Source organism: Caballeronia grimmiae (genome assembly GCF_000698555.1).
In the GTDB taxonomy this organism is placed as follows: Bacteria; Pseudomonadota; Gammaproteobacteria; order Burkholderiales; family Burkholderiaceae; genus Caballeronia; species Caballeronia grimmiae.
In genome coordinates, this window is the sequence record NZ_JFHE01000023.1 from 1 (window position 1) to 14,911 (window position 14,911).

At 58.8% G+C, this 14,911-nt stretch carries 29 protein-coding genes; all 29 read left to right on the forward strand.

Annotated elements, in window-relative coordinates:
- The first annotated feature begins 169 nt into the window (after positions 1–169).
- The 29 genes from rpsJ (at position 170) to rplQ (ending at position 14,833) form a co-directional block, all read left to right on the forward strand.
- Complete coding sequence (gene rpsJ / locus BG57_RS20420) at positions 170–481, forward strand: 30S ribosomal protein S10 (RefSeq protein WP_006998489.1); 312 nt, start codon at positions 170–172, stop codon at positions 479–481.
- Between the two features lie 196 nt (positions 482–677).
- The gene (gene rplC / locus BG57_RS20425; RefSeq protein WP_035967717.1) at positions 678–1,337 is read left to right on the forward strand and encodes a 50S ribosomal protein L3; all 660 of its coding nucleotides are present in this window, start codon (positions 678–680) and stop codon (positions 1,335–1,337) included.
- Positions 1,337–1,957 (forward strand): 50S ribosomal protein L4, encoded by a 621-nt coding sequence (gene rplD / locus BG57_RS20430; RefSeq protein WP_035967598.1) that lies wholly within the window; start codon positions 1,337–1,339, stop codon positions 1,955–1,957. Before rplC ends, rplD begins: the two co-directional genes overlap by 1 nt.
- Positions 1,954–2,268 carry a 50S ribosomal protein L23 gene (rplW, locus tag BG57_RS20435; protein ID WP_035967599.1) on the forward strand — a complete coding sequence of 105 codons (315 nt, stop codon included), beginning with the start codon at positions 1,954–1,956 and terminating at the stop codon, positions 2,266–2,268. Before rplD ends, rplW begins: the two co-directional genes overlap by 4 nt.
- 2 nt (positions 2,269–2,270) lie before the next feature.
- Entirely contained in the window at positions 2,271–3,098 is an 828-nt protein-coding gene (rplB, locus tag BG57_RS20440) for a 50S ribosomal protein L2 (RefSeq protein ID WP_035967600.1), read from the forward strand.
- Positions 3,099–3,108: 10 nt separating this feature from the next.
- Entirely contained in the window at positions 3,109–3,384 is a 276-nt protein-coding gene (gene rpsS, locus BG57_RS20445) for a 30S ribosomal protein S19 (RefSeq protein WP_035967602.1), read from the forward strand.
- Between the two features lie 12 nt (positions 3,385–3,396).
- The gene (gene rplV, locus BG57_RS20450; RefSeq protein ID WP_007730533.1) at positions 3,397–3,726 is read left to right on the forward strand and encodes a 50S ribosomal protein L22; all 330 of its coding nucleotides are present in this window, start codon (positions 3,397–3,399) and stop codon (positions 3,724–3,726) included.
- Between the two features lie 11 nt (positions 3,727–3,737).
- The gene (gene rpsC / locus BG57_RS20455) at positions 3,738–4,538 is read left to right on the forward strand and encodes a 30S ribosomal protein S3 (protein WP_035967604.1); all 801 of its coding nucleotides are present in this window, start codon (positions 3,738–3,740) and stop codon (positions 4,536–4,538) included.
- 2 nt (positions 4,539–4,540) lie between these two features.
- On the forward strand, positions 4,541–4,957 hold the full coding sequence (rplP, locus tag BG57_RS20460) for a 50S ribosomal protein L16 (RefSeq protein ID WP_035967605.1): 417 nt from the start codon (positions 4,541–4,543) through the stop codon (positions 4,955–4,957).
- Positions 4,958–4,967: 10 nt separating this feature from the next.
- Entirely contained in the window at positions 4,968–5,162 is a 195-nt protein-coding gene (rpmC, locus tag BG57_RS20465; RefSeq protein WP_035967606.1) for a 50S ribosomal protein L29, read from the forward strand.
- The gene (rpsQ, locus tag BG57_RS20470; protein WP_035933074.1) at positions 5,159–5,431 is read left to right on the forward strand and encodes a 30S ribosomal protein S17; all 273 of its coding nucleotides are present in this window, start codon (positions 5,159–5,161) and stop codon (positions 5,429–5,431) included. The genes rpmC and rpsQ overlap by 4 nt, the downstream gene beginning before the upstream one ends.
- Positions 5,432–5,728: 297 nt before the next feature.
- Positions 5,729–6,097, forward strand: a complete 369-nt coding sequence (gene rplN, locus BG57_RS20475) for a 50S ribosomal protein L14 (protein ID WP_006998478.1) — start codon at positions 5,729–5,731, stop codon at positions 6,095–6,097.
- Positions 6,098–6,106: 9 nt separating this feature from the next.
- Positions 6,107–6,415 (forward strand): 50S ribosomal protein L24, encoded by a 309-nt coding sequence (gene rplX, locus BG57_RS20480; protein ID WP_035967607.1) that lies wholly within the window; start codon positions 6,107–6,109, stop codon positions 6,413–6,415.
- A 14-nt stretch (positions 6,416–6,429) separates the two neighbouring features.
- Positions 6,430–6,969 carry a 50S ribosomal protein L5 gene (rplE, locus tag BG57_RS20485; RefSeq protein WP_014192474.1) on the forward strand — a complete coding sequence of 180 codons (540 nt, stop codon included), beginning with the start codon at positions 6,430–6,432 and terminating at the stop codon, positions 6,967–6,969.
- Positions 6,970–6,976: 7 nt separating this feature from the next.
- Complete coding sequence (rpsN, locus tag BG57_RS20490) at positions 6,977–7,282, forward strand: 30S ribosomal protein S14 (RefSeq protein WP_035967609.1); 306 nt, start codon at positions 6,977–6,979, stop codon at positions 7,280–7,282.
- A gap of 14 nt (positions 7,283–7,296) precedes the next feature.
- Positions 7,297–7,692 carry a 30S ribosomal protein S8 gene (rpsH, locus tag BG57_RS20495; RefSeq protein ID WP_035967610.1) on the forward strand — a complete coding sequence of 132 codons (396 nt, stop codon included), beginning with the start codon at positions 7,297–7,299 and terminating at the stop codon, positions 7,690–7,692.
- 19 nt (positions 7,693–7,711) lie between these two features.
- Positions 7,712–8,245: a 50S ribosomal protein L6 gene (gene rplF / locus BG57_RS20500; protein WP_035967612.1), complete on the forward strand. Its 534-nt coding sequence runs from the start codon at positions 7,712–7,714 to the stop codon at positions 8,243–8,245.
- Between the two features lie 12 nt (positions 8,246–8,257).
- Positions 8,258–8,623, forward strand: coding sequence for a 50S ribosomal protein L18 (rplR, locus tag BG57_RS20505; RefSeq protein ID WP_035967614.1), 366 nt, complete (start codon positions 8,258–8,260; stop codon positions 8,621–8,623).
- A 14-nt stretch (positions 8,624–8,637) separates the two neighbouring features.
- Positions 8,638–9,156, forward strand: a complete 519-nt coding sequence (rpsE, locus tag BG57_RS20510) for a 30S ribosomal protein S5 (RefSeq protein ID WP_016346467.1) — start codon at positions 8,638–8,640, stop codon at positions 9,154–9,156.
- Positions 9,157–9,170: 14 nt separating this feature from the next.
- A complete protein-coding gene (rpmD, locus tag BG57_RS20515) occupies positions 9,171–9,353 on the forward strand; it encodes a 50S ribosomal protein L30 (protein ID WP_035967615.1) in 183 nt (60 codons plus the stop codon).
- 31 nt (positions 9,354–9,384) lie between these two features.
- Positions 9,385–9,819, forward strand: a complete 435-nt coding sequence (gene rplO, locus BG57_RS20520; protein ID WP_035967616.1) for a 50S ribosomal protein L15 — start codon at positions 9,385–9,387, stop codon at positions 9,817–9,819.
- Positions 9,820–9,860: 41 nt separating this feature from the next.
- Positions 9,861–11,207 (forward strand): preprotein translocase subunit SecY, encoded by a 1,347-nt coding sequence (gene secY, locus BG57_RS20525; RefSeq protein ID WP_035967617.1) that lies wholly within the window; start codon positions 9,861–9,863, stop codon positions 11,205–11,207.
- A gap of 8 nt (positions 11,208–11,215) precedes the next feature.
- The gene (gene infA / locus BG57_RS20530) at positions 11,216–11,434 is read left to right on the forward strand and encodes a translation initiation factor IF-1 (RefSeq protein WP_004521905.1); all 219 of its coding nucleotides are present in this window, start codon (positions 11,216–11,218) and stop codon (positions 11,432–11,434) included.
- Positions 11,435–11,454: 20 nt separating this feature from the next.
- Entirely contained in the window at positions 11,455–11,571 is a 117-nt protein-coding gene (gene rpmJ / locus BG57_RS20535) for a 50S ribosomal protein L36 (protein ID WP_004199844.1), read from the forward strand.
- A 41-nt stretch (positions 11,572–11,612) separates the two neighbouring features.
- The gene (gene rpsM, locus BG57_RS20540) at positions 11,613–11,978 is read left to right on the forward strand and encodes a 30S ribosomal protein S13 (RefSeq protein ID WP_008344037.1); all 366 of its coding nucleotides are present in this window, start codon (positions 11,613–11,615) and stop codon (positions 11,976–11,978) included.
- 28 nt (positions 11,979–12,006) lie between these two features.
- Positions 12,007–12,411: a 30S ribosomal protein S11 gene (gene rpsK, locus BG57_RS20545; RefSeq protein ID WP_006052224.1), complete on the forward strand. Its 405-nt coding sequence runs from the start codon at positions 12,007–12,009 to the stop codon at positions 12,409–12,411.
- Positions 12,412–12,554: 143 nt separating this feature from the next.
- Positions 12,555–13,178 (forward strand): 30S ribosomal protein S4, encoded by a 624-nt coding sequence (gene rpsD, locus BG57_RS20550; protein WP_035967624.1) that lies wholly within the window; start codon positions 12,555–12,557, stop codon positions 13,176–13,178.
- A 136-nt stretch (positions 13,179–13,314) separates the two neighbouring features.
- Positions 13,315–14,292 (forward strand): DNA-directed RNA polymerase subunit alpha, encoded by a 978-nt coding sequence (locus BG57_RS20555; RefSeq protein ID WP_035967625.1) that lies wholly within the window; start codon positions 13,315–13,317, stop codon positions 14,290–14,292.
- A 145-nt stretch (positions 14,293–14,437) separates the two neighbouring features.
- Complete coding sequence (gene rplQ / locus BG57_RS20560; protein ID WP_008344047.1) at positions 14,438–14,833, forward strand: 50S ribosomal protein L17; 396 nt, start codon at positions 14,438–14,440, stop codon at positions 14,831–14,833.
- Positions 14,834–14,911 lie beyond the last annotated feature (78 nt).

The window sequence follows — 14,911 nt, forward strand, 5'->3', positions numbered from 1 at the left end:
CGCAGGTGTCGTTGCTAAGATTATCGAGTAAAATCTCGGTCTTACTCGAAGTCGTAGCACAGAAGTAATGTGACCGGGGCCGGGTGTTCGCTCTCAGCGAATGTCCGGTCCCTCGCTCTTTTGCCAAATCGGCGGCGCAACACCGCCTCGCTCTTTTTAAGGAATTGTCATGCAGAACCAGAAAATCCGCATTCGTCTGAAGGCTTTCGACTATCGCCTGATCGATCAATCGGCAGCCGAGATTGTCGATACGGCGAAGCGGACTGGCGCGATCGTCCGTGGCCCGGTGCCGCTGCCGACGCGTATTCAGCGTTTTGACATCCTGCGTTCGCCGCACGTCAACAAGACGTCGCGCGACCAGCTCGAAATCCGTACGCACCAGCGCCTGATGGACATCGTCGATCCGACCGACAAGACGGTCGACGCGCTGATGAAGCTCGATCTGCCGGCCGGTGTGGACGTCGAAATCAAGCTGCAGTAAGCCTACAAAGCTCCGCCGGCACGCCGGACGGCGCTAAGTCTTTGATTGCTTGCAGAAAACGAAAAGCCTTGTTATACTCCAAGGCTTTTCGCGCATTTGCGCAAAAAAGTCTGTCGGGTTTCGGGCGCAAGTTCGGAAGCGCGGCGGGCATTTTGTAATCAGCCCCGACCAATCGCAGTCGGGAATGGAGAAAACGATGAGCCTTGGACTCGTAGGTCGCAAGGTTGGCATGACCCGTATCTTCACGCCTGAAGGGGATTCGATCCCCGTCACCGTGCTGGACGTGTCGGACAACCGCGTGACGCAGATCAAGACCGTTGAAACGGATGGCTATGCCGCCGTTCAGGTTGCATTCGGTACTCGCCGCGCATCGCGCGTGACGAAGCCGCTGGCGGGTCACCTCGCCAAAGCCGGCGTTCAAGCCGGTGAAATCCTCAAGGAATTCCATATCGACGCAGCCAAGGCAGGTGAACTGTCGAACGGCGCCGTTGTCGGTACGGACATTTTCGAAGTCGGCCAGAAGGTTGACGTGCAAGGCACGTCGATCGGTAAGGGCTACGCCGGTACCATCAAGCGCTACAACTTCGCCTCGGGCCGCGCAACGCACGGTAACTCGCGTTCGCACAACGTTCCGGGTTCGATCGGTATGGCGCAGGATCCGGGTCGTGTGTTCCCCGGCAAGCGCATGACGGGTCACCTCGGTGACGAAACCGTCACGGTGCAAAATCTCGAAATCGCCCGCATCGACGCTGAGCGCAATCTGCTGCTCGTCCGCGGTGCTGTTCCGGGTGCGAAGGGCGGCAAGGTCTTCGTGACCCCGGCTGTCAAGACGCGTGCTGTGAAAGGAGCGAAATAATGGAACTTAAGCTCCTGAATGCCAATGGTCAGGAAGGCGCTGGCGTGACCGCATCGGACGTCGTGTTCGGTCGCGATTACAACGAAGCCCTGATTCACCAGGTCGTGGTGGCTTATCAAGCCAACGCACGCAGCGGCAACCGCGCTCAGAAGGACCGTGAGCAGGTCAAGCACACCACCAAAAAGCCGTGGCGTCAGAAGGGTACGGGCCGCGCTCGTGCCGGTATGTCGTCGAGCCCGTTGTGGCGTGGCGGTGGTCGCATTTTCCCGAACTCGCCGGAAGAAAACTTCTCGCACAAGGTCAACAAGAAGATGCATCGCGCAGGCCTCTGCTCGATCTTCTCGCAGTTGGCTCGCGAAGGCCGCATCTCGGTGGTCGAGGATCTCGCGCTCGAAGCGCCGAAGACCAAGCTGTTGGCCGAAAAATTCAAGGCGATGGGTCTCGACTCCGTGTTGGTCATTACCGATACGGTTGACGAAAACCTGTACCTCGCGTCGCGCAACCTGGCCCACGTGGCGGTTGTCGAGCCGCGTTACGCCGACCCGCTCTCGCTGATCTACTTCAAGAAGATTCTGATCACGAAGGCTGCGGTCGCTCAGATCGAGGAGTTGCTGTCATGAGCGAAGTTCGCAAAAACGATCATCGTTTGATGCAAGTTCTGCTCGCGCCGGTGATCTCCGAAAAGGCGACGCTGGTTGCCGACAAGAACGAACAAGTCGTGTTCGAAGTCGCGCCGGACGCCACGAAGCAGGAAGTCAAGGCTGCTGTCGAGCTGCTGTTCAAGGTCGAAGTCAATTCCGTCAACGTGCTCGTCACGAAAGGCAAAGCCAAGCGCTTCGGCCGTTTCAACGGCAAGCGCAAGGACGTGAAGAAGGCATACGTCTGCCTGAAGCCCGGCCAGGAAATCAACTTTGAAGCGGAGGCCAAGTAACCATGGCAATCGTGAAAGTTAAACCGACCTCGCCGGGTCGCCGCGCGATGGTCAAGATCGTCAACAAGGATCTGCATAAGGGCAAGCCGCACGCAGCGCTGCTCGACTCGCAATCCAAGTCGGCGGGCCGTAACAACAACGGCCGCATCACCACGCGTCACCAGGGCGGTGGTCACAAGCAGCACTATCGTATCGTCGATTTCCGTCGCAACAAGGACGGCATCGCGGCGAAGGTCGAACGTCTCGAGTACGACCCGAACCGTAGCGCGAACATCGCGCTGGTTCTGTACGCAGACGGCGAGCGCCGCTACATCATCGCGCCGAAGGGCGTGACGGTTGGCACGCAGTTGATGTCCGGCTCGGAAGCGCCGATTCGCGCGGGTAACACCCTGCCGATCCGCAATATCCCGGTCGGTACGACGATCCACTGCATCGAAATGCTGCCGGGCAAGGGCGCGCAGATCGCACGTTCGGCCGGTACGTCGGCCATGCTGCTGGCTCGCGAAGGCGTCTACGCGCAGGTTCGTTTGCGTTCGGGCGAAATCCGCCGAGTGCACGTCGAGTGCCGCGCGACGATTGGTGAAGTTGGCAACGAAGAGCACAGCCTCCGTCAAATCGGTAAGGCAGGCGCGAACCGCTGGCGCGGTATCCGCCCGACGGTGCGCGGCGTTGCAATGAACCCGGTCGATCACCCGCACGGCGGTGGTGAAGGTAAGACGGCAGCAGGTCGCGATCCGGTAAGCCCGTGGGGCACGCCGACGAAGGGTTATCGCACCCGCAGCAACAAGCGCACGACGACGATGATCGTCCAGCGCCGTCACAAGCGTTAAGGAGTAGGCAATGACACGTTCTGCTAAAAAAGGTCCGTTCTGCGACGCTCATTTGCTGAAGAAAGTTGAGTCGGCCGCATCTACGCGTGACAAGAAACCAATCAAGACCTGGTCGCGTCGTTCGACGATTCTGCCGGACTTCATCGGTCTGACGATCGCCGTTCACAACGGCCGTCAGCATGTTCCGGTGTATGTGACGGAAAACATGGTCGGCCACAAGCTTGGCGAGTTCGCACTGACCCGTACGTTCAAGGGTCACGCGGCCGACAAGAAGGCCAAGAAATAAGGGGCTATCAAGATGGAAGTGAAAGCAATTCATCGCGGTGCCCGCATCTCGGCGCAGAAAACGCGCCTTGTGGCTGACCAGATTCGTGGTTTGCCGGTCGACAAGGCGCTGAACGTCCTGACGTTCTCGCCGAAGAAGGCGGCGGGTATCGTCAAGAAGGTCGTGCTGTCTGCGATCGCGAATGCGGAACACAACGAAGGCGCCGACATCGACGAGCTCAAGATCACGAGCATCTACGTCGACAAGGCCGCTTCGCTGAAGCGTTTTACCGCGCGCGCAAAGGGTCGTGGTAACCGCATCGAGAAGCAATCCTGTCACATCACTGTGACGGTCGGGAATTAAGGAGCCATACGATGGGACAGAAAATTCATCCGACTGGCTTCCGTTTGGCCGTCAGCCGCAATTGGGCGTCGCGCTGGTACGCGAACAACAACAATTTCGCGGCGATGTTGCAGGAAGACATCGGTGTTCGTGAATACCTGAAGAAGAAGCTGAAGAACGCGTCCGTCGGCCGCGTGGTGATCGAGCGTCCTGCAAAGAACGCACGCATCACGATTTTCAGCTCGCGTCCGGGTGTCGTGATCGGCAAGAAGGGCGAAGACATCGAACTGCTGAAGGCCGAGCTGCAAAAGCGCATGGGCGTTCCGGTTCACGTCAACATCGAAGAAATCCGCAAGCCGGAAACCGATGCTCAGCTGATCGCCGATTCCATCACGCAGCAACTCGAGCGCCGGATCATGTTCCGCCGCGCGATGAAGCGTGCGATGCAAAACGCGATGCGTCTTGGCGCCCAAGGCATCAAGATCATGAGCGCGGGCCGTCTGAACGGTATCGAAATTGCACGTACCGAGTGGTATCGCGAAGGCCGCGTGCCCCTCCATACGCTGCGCGCCGATATCGACTACGCGACGTCGGAAGCGAAGACCACGTACGGCATCATCGGCGTGAAGGTGTGGGTCTACAAGGGCGACACCCTCGGCCGTAACGAAGCGCCGGTGGTGGAAGAAGTCGCGGAAGAGAAGCGTCCGCGTCGCAACGCACGTCCGGGTGGCGATCGCCGTCCGCGCCGTGACGGTGAAGGTGCGCCGGCTGGTGCACGCCGCGGCGGCCCCCGTCGTGGTGGCGCCGGCGGTGACGCGAAGAGTGGAGAATAACGATGCTGCAACCGAAACGCAGAAAGTATCGCAAAGAGCAGAAGGGTCGTAACACCGGCAAGGCGACGCGCGGCAACGCGGTGTCGTTCGGTGAATACGGTCTGAAGGCTATCGGTCGCGGCCGTTTGACCGCGCGTCAGATCGAAGCGGCGCGTCGTGCCATGACGCGTCACATCAAGCGTGGCGGCCGGATCTGGATCCGCATTTTCCCGGACAAGCCGATTTCGCAAAAGCCGGCCGAAGTGCGTATGGGTAACGGTAAGGGTAACCCTGAGTACTACGTCGCGGAAATTCAACCGGGCAAGATGCTGTACGAAATGGACGGTGTCTCCGAAGAACTGGCGCGCGAAGCGTTCCGTCTGGCTGCAGCCAAGCTGCCGCTCAAGACGAACTTCGTCATTCGCCAGCTCGGCGCCTAAGGAGTAAACGATGAAGGCATCTGAACTTCACCAGAAGGACCAGGCCGCGCTCAACCAAGAGCTGTCGGACCTGCTGAAGGCGCAATTCGGCCTGCGCATGCAACTCGCGACCCAGCAGCTCACTAACACGAGCCAGCTGAAGAAGGTTCGTCGCGACATCGCACGTGTGCGGACTGTCCTGACTGAAAAGGCGAACCAGAAATGAACGATAGCGTAAAAACCTCGCTCAAGCGGACGCTGGTCGGCAAGGTCGTCAGCAACAAGATGGACAAGACGGTTACCGTGCTGGTCGAGCACCGCGTGAAGCATCCGATCTACGGCAAGTACGTCGTGCGCTCGAAGAAGTATCACGCGCATGATGACGCGAACACGTACAACGAAGGCGACCTCGTCGAAATCCAGGAAACCCGTCCGATCTCGAAGACGAAAGCCTGGGTTGTGTCGAAGTTGCTCGAAGCTGCTCGCGTGATCTGAAGTAGAAGTACGGCGACGCAGTAAGTCGTTAGTGTCGCAGTAAGTTTCGCTTGCAAGACCGAGATTATTTGTTATAATCTCGGTCTTCCCTCTTTGTGGGAGCCCCGTCGCGGGCGAAACTGGTGGGGGAAGCCGGTTCAGGCGCCAGCCTGTATCGACAGATTCACCGGATTGCGATGGCGGGTTTCGTCTGCCCTCGCTGCCTGTTCTAACCCAAGCAGCCGATTGGCTGACGGGACCAAGACTGACCGGATGTGCCATGGTGGTGCGACCGGATTAAGTTGGGAAAGATAAACCATGATCCAGACCGAAACTCGGCTTGAAGTGGCCGACAACACGGGTGCACGTGAAGTCATGTGCATCAAGGTGCTCGGCGGCTCGAAGCGTCGTTACGCTAGCATTGGCGACATCATCAAGGTGACCGTCAAGGAAGCGACGCCGCGCGGACGCGTGAAGAAGGGCGAAATTTATAACGCCGTGGTCGTTCGCACGGCCAAGGGCGTGCGCCGCCAGGATGGCTCGCTGATCAAGTTCGACGGCAATGCCGCCGTTCTTTTGAATACGAAGCTCGAGCCGATCGGCACGCGTATCTTCGGGCCGGTCACGCGTGAACTGCGTAGCGAACGATTCATGAAGATCGTTTCGCTCGCGCCGGAAGTGCTGTAAGGAGTCGCGATGAACAAGATTCGCAAAGGTGACGAAGTCATCGTCATCACCGGCAAGGACAAGGGCAAGCGCGGCACCGTGCTGGTCGTTGCGGAAGACCGTGTGACGGTCGAGGGCATCAACCTCGTCAAGAAGCACGTGAAGCCGAACCCGATGAAGGGTACGACGGGCGGCGTGGAAGCCAAAACGATGCCGCTGCATATTTCGAACGTCGCATTGGTCGACGCGAACGGCAAGGCATCACGCGTTGGCATCAAGGTCGAAGACGGCAAGAAGGTTCGCTTCTTGAAGTCGACCGGCGCCACGTTGAACGCCTGACGCGGAGTTAAAAAATGGCTCGTCTGCAAGAGATTTATAAAGAAAAGGTTGTGCCGCAACTGGTTGAAAAGTTCGGTTACAAGTCGGTCATGGAAGTGCCGCGCCTCACCAAGATCACCCTGAACATGGGTCTTGGCGAAGCCGTCGCTGACAAGAAGGTCCTTGAGCACGCCGTTGGCGACCTCACGAAGATCGCCGGCCAGAAGCCGGTTATCACCAAGTCGCGTAAGGCAATCGCTGGTTTCAAGATCCGCGAAGGCTACCCGATTGGCACGATGGTTACCCTGCGTGGCAATGCCATGTACGAATTCCTGGACCGTTTCGTGACGGTTGCGCTCCCCCGTGTGCGCGACTTCCGTGGCGTGTCGGGCAAGGCGTTCGACGGCCGTGGTAACTACAACATCGGTGTGAAAGAGCAGATCATTTTCCCCGAAATCGACTACGACAAGATCGACGCGCTGCGTGGGCTGAACATCAGCATCACGACGACTGCGAAGACCGACGAAGAAGCAAAGGCATTGCTCGCCGGCTTCAAGTTCCCGTTCAGAAACTGAGGTTACCGTGGCTAAACTGGCACTGATCGAACGTGAAAAGAAGCGTGCGCGCCTGGCTGCTAAGTACGCTCCGAAGCGTGCTGAACTGAAGGCTGTGATCGACGACGCAAGCAAGTCGGACGAAGAGCGTTACCTCGCCCGCCTGTCGCTGCAACAACTGCCGCGTAACTCGAACCCGACTCGCAAGCGTAACCGCTGCGCGATCACGGGCCGTCCGCGTGGCACGTTCCGCAAGTTCGGACTCGCGCGTAACAAGATTCGTGAAATCGCGTTCCGCGGCGAAATCCCTGGCCTCACCAAGGCGAGCTGGTAATAGGAGAAACATAAATGAGCATGAGTGATCCTATCGCCGATATGCTGACTCGCATCCGCAATGCGCAGATGGTCGAGAAAGTTTCGGTGACTATGCCCTCGTCGAAAGTCAAGGTTGCGATTGCGCAGGTTTTGAAGGACGAAGGTTATATCGACGACTTCGCAGTGAAGGCTGAAGGTGCGAAGACGGAATTGAATATCGCGTTGAAGTACTACGCTGGCCGTCCGGTTATCGAGCGCCTCGAGCGCGTCTCGAAGCCTGGTCTGCGTGTGTACCGCGGTCGCAACGACATCCCGCAGGTCATGAATGGCCTCGGCGTTGCAATCGTGTCGACGCCGAAGGGTGTGATGACCGACCGCAAGGCGCGCCAGAACGGCGTCGGCGGCGAAGTCATCTGCTACGTCGCTTAACGCCGAAGGGAGAGGAAACATGTCTCGAGTAGGTAAAAGCCCGATCGCGCTGCCGCAAGGCGCGGAAGTGGCCGTCAATGGCGACGTCATCACCGTGAAGGGTCCGCTCGGCACGATCTCGCAAGCGGCCAATCCGCTCGTGAACGTGGCGAACGAAAACGGCACGCTGAACTTCGCGCCGGCTAACGAAAGCCGTGAAGCAAACGCGATGTCCGGCACGATGCGCGCCCTGGTGGCGAACATGGTGTCAGGCGTCACCAAGGGTTTCGAGCGCAAGCTGACGCTGGTTGGCGTTGGTTATCGTGCGCAAGCGCAAGGCGACAAGCTGAACCTGTCGCTGGGTTTCTCGCACCCGGTGGTGCACCAGATGCCGGAAGGCGTCAAGGCTGAAACCCCGTCGCAGACCGAAATCGTGATCAAGGGGATCGACAAGCAGAAAGTCGGACAAGTCGCAGCAGAAGTGCGCGGCTATCGTCCGCCGGAGCCTTACAAGGGCAAGGGCGTGCGCTATTCCGACGAGGTCGTGATCCTCAAAGAAACGAAGAAGAAGTAAGGGTGCGCAATCATGGATAAGACTCAATCTCGCCTGCGCCGCGCTCGTCAGACGCGTATCAAGATCGCTGAGCTGCAGGTCGCGCGTCTCGCCGTGCATCGCACGAATACGCACATCTACGCGCAAGTGTTCTCGGCATGCGGCACGAAGGTGCTGGCAAGCGCATCGACGCTCGAAGCCGAAGTGCGCGCTGAGCTGGCCGACAAGTCGGGCAAGGGCGGCAACATCAACGCTGCAACCCTGATCGGCAAGCGTATTGCCGAGAAGGCCAAGGCTGCCGGCATCGAATCCGTCGCCTTTGACCGCTCGGGTTTCCGCTACCACGGCCGCGTGAAAGCGCTGGCTGACGCGGCGCGCGAAGCCGGGCTCAAGTTCTAAGGGAAGAATTCGTCATGGCAAAGATGCAAGCGAAAGTTCAGGCTGACGAACGCGACGACGGCCTGCGCGAAAAGATGATTTCGGTCAACCGCGTGACCAAGGTCGTGAAGGGTGGCCGGATTCTCGGTTTCGCCGCACTGACCGTGGTTGGCGACGGCGATGGCCGCGTCGGCATGGGCAAGGGCAAGGCGAAGGAAGTTCCGGTCGCCGTTCAGAAGGCAATGGAACAAGCCCGCCGCAACATGTTTAAGGTGCCGCTCAAGAACGGTACGTTGCAACACGAAGTGCACGGCAAGCATGGCGCTTCCGCAGTCCTCCTCGCTCCGGCGAAGGATGGTACTGGCGTGATCGCCGGCGGTCCGATGCGCGCAGTGTTCGACGTGATGGGCGTGCAGAACGTGGTGGCAAAGAGCCACGGCTCGACGAATCCGTACAACCTCGTTCGTGCAACGCTCGACGGTCTGCGCAAGCAGTCGACGCCGAGCGACATCGCGGCGAAGCGCGGCAAGTCCGTCGAAGATATTTTGGGCTAAGCCTCGAGGTCATCATGTCTGAGAAAACTGTCAAGGTTCAGCTCGTCAAGAGCCTGATCGGGACTCGCGAAACGCACCGGGCGACGGTGCGTGGCCTCGGCCTGCGCCGCCTCAACTCGGTTAGCGAGCTGCAGGACACGCCGGCTGTGCGCGGGATGATCAACAAGGTCGCGTACCTCGTTAAGGTCATCGGCTAAGCGCCCGACCCACGGATCCAAGGAGTTGAACATGGAATTGAATAACCTGAAGCCGGCGGAAGGCTCGAAGCACGCTAAGCGTCGCGTCGGTCGCGGCATCGGTTCGGGCCTCGGCAAGACCGCAGGCCGCGGCCACAAGGGTCAGAAATCGCGTTCGGGCGGCTTCCACAAGGTCGGCTTCGAAGGCGGTCAGATGCCGCTGCAGCGTCGCCTGCCGAAGCGTGGCTTCACGTCGCTGACGAAGGAATTCGTCGGTGAGGTGCGCCTCTCTGATCTGGAGAAGCTGCCGGTCGACGAAATCGATCTCTTGGCGCTGAAGCAAGCGGGTCTGGTCGGCGAGCTCATCAAGAGCGTGAAGATCATCAAGACCGGCGAGATCACCCGCAAGGTCACGGTGAAGGGTCTGACGGCAACGAAGGGCGCCCGTGAGGCAATCGAAGCCGCTGGCGGCTCGTTCGCCGAGTAACGCGCTTTCGCCGTTACTAGCACTAGCATCGGAGAAGGTTCTTGGCTAACAGCCCGAGTCTCGCAAAACCCGGTCGAAGCGCGGCGAAATTTGGCGATCTGCGTCGGCGTGCAGTGTTCCTGCTGCTGGCGCTGGTCGTCTACCGCATTGGTGCGCACATTCCGGTCCCCGGCATTGATCCGGATCAACTGGCCAAGCTGTTCCAAAGCCAGTCGGGCGGCATCCTTGGCATGTTCAACATGTTCTCGGGTGGCGCACTGTCGCGATTCACGATCTTTGCGCTGGGCATCATGCCCTACATTTCGGCTTCGATCATCATGCAGTTGCTGTCGATCGTTTCGCCGCAAATGGAGGCATTGAAGAAGGAAGGGCAGGCGGGGCAACGGAAGGTTACGCAGTACACGCGTATCTTCACCGTGGTGCTCGCGACCTTTCAGGCGTTTGGTATCGCGGTAGCGCTGGAGAATCAGCCTGCTCTGGTGCTGGACCCCGGCATGGTGTTCCGGTTGACCACGGTCGTGACGCTTGTAACGGGCACGATGTTCCTGATGTGGCTGGGTGAGCAGATCACGGAGCGCGGTCTCGGCAACGGTATCTCGATCATCATCTTCGGTGGCATCGCGGCGGGCTTCCCGAACGCGATCGGCGGGCTCTTCGAGCTTGTCCGCACCGGTTCGATGAGCATCATCTCGGCGATCATCATCGTCGTGCTGATTGCGGCGGTCACGTATCTGGTCGTGTTCATCGAACGCGGTCAGCGCAAGATCCTCGTGAACTATGCGAAGCGCCAGGTCGGTAACAAGATTTACGGCGGACAGTCGTCTCATCTGCCGCTGAAGCTGAACATGTCGGGTGTGATTCCGCCGATCTTCGCGTCGTCGATCATCCTTTTCCCGGCAACTATCCTGAACTGGTTCAGTTCGGGTACGCGTACCGGTTGGGTCGCAAACACGTTGCATAGCGTGGCCGAGGCCATCAAGCCTGGTCAACCCGTGTACGTGCTGCTGTATGCGTTGGCGATTGTTTTCTTCTGCTTCTTCTACACCGCACTGGTGTTCAACAGCCGAGAAACCGCCGACAACTTGAAGAAGAGCGGTGCATTCGTTCCGGGTATCCGTCCGGGCGATCAGACTGCACGGTATATCGACCGCATCCTCACGCGTCTGACGCTGGCCGGTGCGATCTACATTGTGTTCGTCTGTCTGTTGCCTGAGTTTTTGGTGTTGCGCTGGAACGTGCCGTTTTATTTTGGTGGAACGTCGCTGCTGATCATTGTCGTCGTCACAATGGACTTCATGGCTCAGGTGCAGTCGTACGTCATGTCGCAACAATACGAATCGCTGCTCAAGAAGGCAAACTTCAAGGGCGGCAACGTCCCGATGCGTTAATTAGGACTATGGCCAAAGACGATGTAATCCAGATGCAGGGCGAGGTCATAGAAAACCTCCCCAACGCTACTTTCCGGGTGAAATTGGAAAATGGCCATGTCGTCCTGGGACACATTTCTGGAAAGATGCGGATGCACTACATCCGCATCCTGCCAGGCGACAAGGTTACGGTTGAATTGACGCCTTACGATCTGTCTCGTGCACGGATCGTGTTCCGGGCGAAGTGATTTGAAAAAAGGGTAATATCATGAAAGTGATGGCATCGGTTAAGCGCATTTGCCGCAATTGCAAGATCATCAAGCGCAAGGGCGTTGTGCGCGTGATTTGCAGCTCTGATCCGCGCCACAAACAGCGTCAAGGCTGAACGCCGCGCTTTTGCTTGCGCTTTTTGTTTGAGGAAAAACAATGGCTCGTATCGCAGGGGTTAACATCCCGAATCACCAGCATACCGAGATCGGCCTGACGGCAATCTTCGGCATCGGACGCACGCGTTCGCGCGGCATTTGCACCGCTGCTGGTGTGGAATTTTCGAAGAAGGTCAAGGACCTCACCGACGCAGACCTCGAAAAGCTGCGTGACGAAGTGGGCAAGTTCATCGTCGAAGGCGATCTGCGCCGTGAAGTGACGATGAACATCAAGCGCCTGATGGACTTGGGTTGCTACCGCGGCATGCGTCATCGCAAGGGCCTGCCCCTGCGTGGCCAGCGTACGCGCACCAACGCCCGTACTCGCAAGGGTCCGCGTCGTGCAGCGCAATCGCTGAAGAAGTAAGCGGAACTGACAGTTACAGGAAAACGTAATGGCTAAGGCTTCGAACAACTCCGCGGCGCAACGCGTTCGCAAGAAGGTCAAGAAGAACGTCGCCGAGGGCGTGGTTCACGTTCACGCGTCGTTCAACAACACCATTATCACGATCACGGACCGTCAAGGTAACGCGCTGGCATGGGCGACCTCCGGTGGCCAGGGTTTCAAGGGCTCGCGTAAGTCGACGCCGTTTGCAGCTCAGGTCGCAGCCGAATCGGCTGGCCGCGTGGCGATGGAATACGGCGTGAAGAACCTCGAAGTGCGGATCAAGGGCCCCGGTCCTGGCCGTGAATCGGCGGTGCGCGCGTTGCATGGTCTTGGCATCAAGATCACCGCGATCTCCGACGTGACGCCGGTCCCGCACAACGGTTGCCGTCCGCCGAAGCGCCGCCGCATCTAAGGCGACGACGCGAGCATGTTCCTGCTGATGCGTAAGTATCGGCGGGTTTCGTGCGTGATGAATTGACTAAGCCCACCGTTCGGCCCAAAGGGTTCGGACTAGCGCGAACGAGAGTTCGCGTGATTAATTTTTAAGGATTCAACGTGGCACGCTATACCGGTCCTAAAGCCAAGCTGTCCCGCCGTGAAGGCACCGATCTGTTCCTGAAGAGCGCACGCCGCTCGCTCGCCGACAAGTGCAAGCTTGACAGCAAGCCCGGCCAACACGGCCGCACCTCGGGCGCACGTACGTCCGACTACGGCACCCAATTGCGCGAAAAGCAAAAGGTGAAGCGTATCTACGGTGTGCTGGAGCGTCAGTTCCGCCGCTACTTCGCCGAAGCCGACCGCCGCAAGGGCCCGACGGGCGAAAACCTGCTGCAATTGCTCGAGTCGCGTCTCGACAACGTCGTGTATCGCATGGGCTTCGGTTCGACGCGCGCTGAAGCGCGTCAGCTCGTCAGCCACAAGTCGATCATGGTGAACGGTCAAGTCGTGAACATCCCGTCGATGCAAGTCAAGTCGGGTGACGTCGTCTCCGTTCGCGAGCAGTCGCGCAAGCAGGCTCGTATCGTCGAGGCGCTGTCGCTGGCCGAGCAAGGCGGAATGGCGAGCTGGGTGTCGGTCGACGCGAAGAAGTTCGAAGGAACGTTCAAGTCGATGCCGGAACGCAGCGATATCGCTGGCGACATCAACGAAAGCCTGATCGTCGAATTGTATTCGCGTTAATCGCGCGGTAATCGGATTAGCAGCCGGGGAGCCTGATTGCTCATGGCAAATCGGCATCCTCGGCTGTTTAATTTTCAGGTTGTTACCGGTCAGCCTTATCGGTGTAACGAGCCGAGGGTATTGAAAAGGAAAACCTATGCAAACCAGTTTGTTGAAGCCCAAGATCATTGCAGTTGAATCGCTTGGCGAGAGCCATGCGAAAGTGGTTATGGAGCCGTTCGAACGCGGCTATGGCCACACCTTGGGTAACGCGCTTCGGCGCGTGCTGCTGTCGTCGATGGTGGGCTACGCGCCGACCGAAGTGACGATCGCAGGCGTCGTGCACGAATACTCGACGCTCGATGGTGTGCAAGAGGATGTGGTCAACCTGCTGTTGAACCTGAAGGGCGTCGTCTTCAAGCTGCACAACCGCGACGAAGTCACGGTGACGCTGCGCAAGGAAGGCGAAGGCGTGGTCACGGCCGGCGATATCGAACTCGCGCACGATTGCGAGGTCATCAACCCGGATCACGTGATTGCTCACCTCTCGAAGGGTGGCAAGCTCGACGTTCAGATCAAGATCGAGAAGGGCCGCGGGTATGTGCCCGGCAACGTTCGTCGCTATGGCGAAGAGTCGGGCAAGATCATCGGCCGCATCGTTCTGGATGCGTCGTTCTCGCCGGTGCGCCGCGTGAGCTATGCAGTGGAAAGCGCGCGTGTCGAACAGCGTACCGACCTCGACAAGCTCGTGATGAACATCGAAACCAACGGTGTGATTTCGCCGGAAGAAGCGATCCGTCAATCGGCGCGCATTCTGGTCGATCAACTGTCGGTGTTCGCAGCACTGGAAGGCACGGAAGCCGCAGCGGAAGCGCCGTCGCGCGCGCCGCAGATCGACCCGATCCTTCTGCGTCCGGTGGACGATCTCGAACTCACGGTTCGTTCCGCGAACTGCCTGAAGGCCGAGAACATCTACTACATCGGCGATCTGATTCAGCGCACGGAAAACGAGCTGCTGAAGACGCCGAATCTCGGTCGCAAGTCGCTGAACGAAATCAAGGAAGTGTTGGCCTCGCGTGGCCTGACGCTCGGCATGAAGCTCGAAAACTGGCCGCCGGCTGGTCTCGACAAGTAAAAGCGTCGACACGCTGTAACTGGCATAGACGCGGATTTTGCTTTAAAATCCGCGTCTTGCTTTTTCTTCGACCGGCCCGTGCGCAGCCGTATTCCGGCAAAGCGCAATAGAAGAGCTGGATCAAAACTCGTTAAAGGAACTGAAAATGCGTCACAAGCATGGTTTGCGGAAACTGAACCGCACGAGCAGCCACCGTCTGGCAATGCTCCGTAACATGTCGAATTCGCTGATCGAGCACGAAGTCATCAAGACGACGCTGCCGAAGGCCAAGGAACTGCGTAAGGTCGTCGAGCCGCTTATCACGCTTGGCAAGAAGCCGTCGCTGGCAAACCGCCGTCTGGCGTTCAACCGCCTGCGCGACCGTGATTCCGTCGCGAAGCTGTTCGACGTTCTCGGCCCGCGTTACGCGAACCGTCCGGGTGGCTATCTGAGCATTCTGAAGTTCGGTTTCCGTGTCGGCGACAACGCTCCGATGGCGCTGGTCCAACTGATGGATCGCCCGGAAGTCGAAGAAACCGAAGAAGTTCAGGAAGCTGAATAAGTTCGGTAAGTGGTTCAGCGAAAAGGCCAAGCTCTGCTTGGCCTTTTTGTTTTTGGCGACGGCGACGGCGTCAGTTCG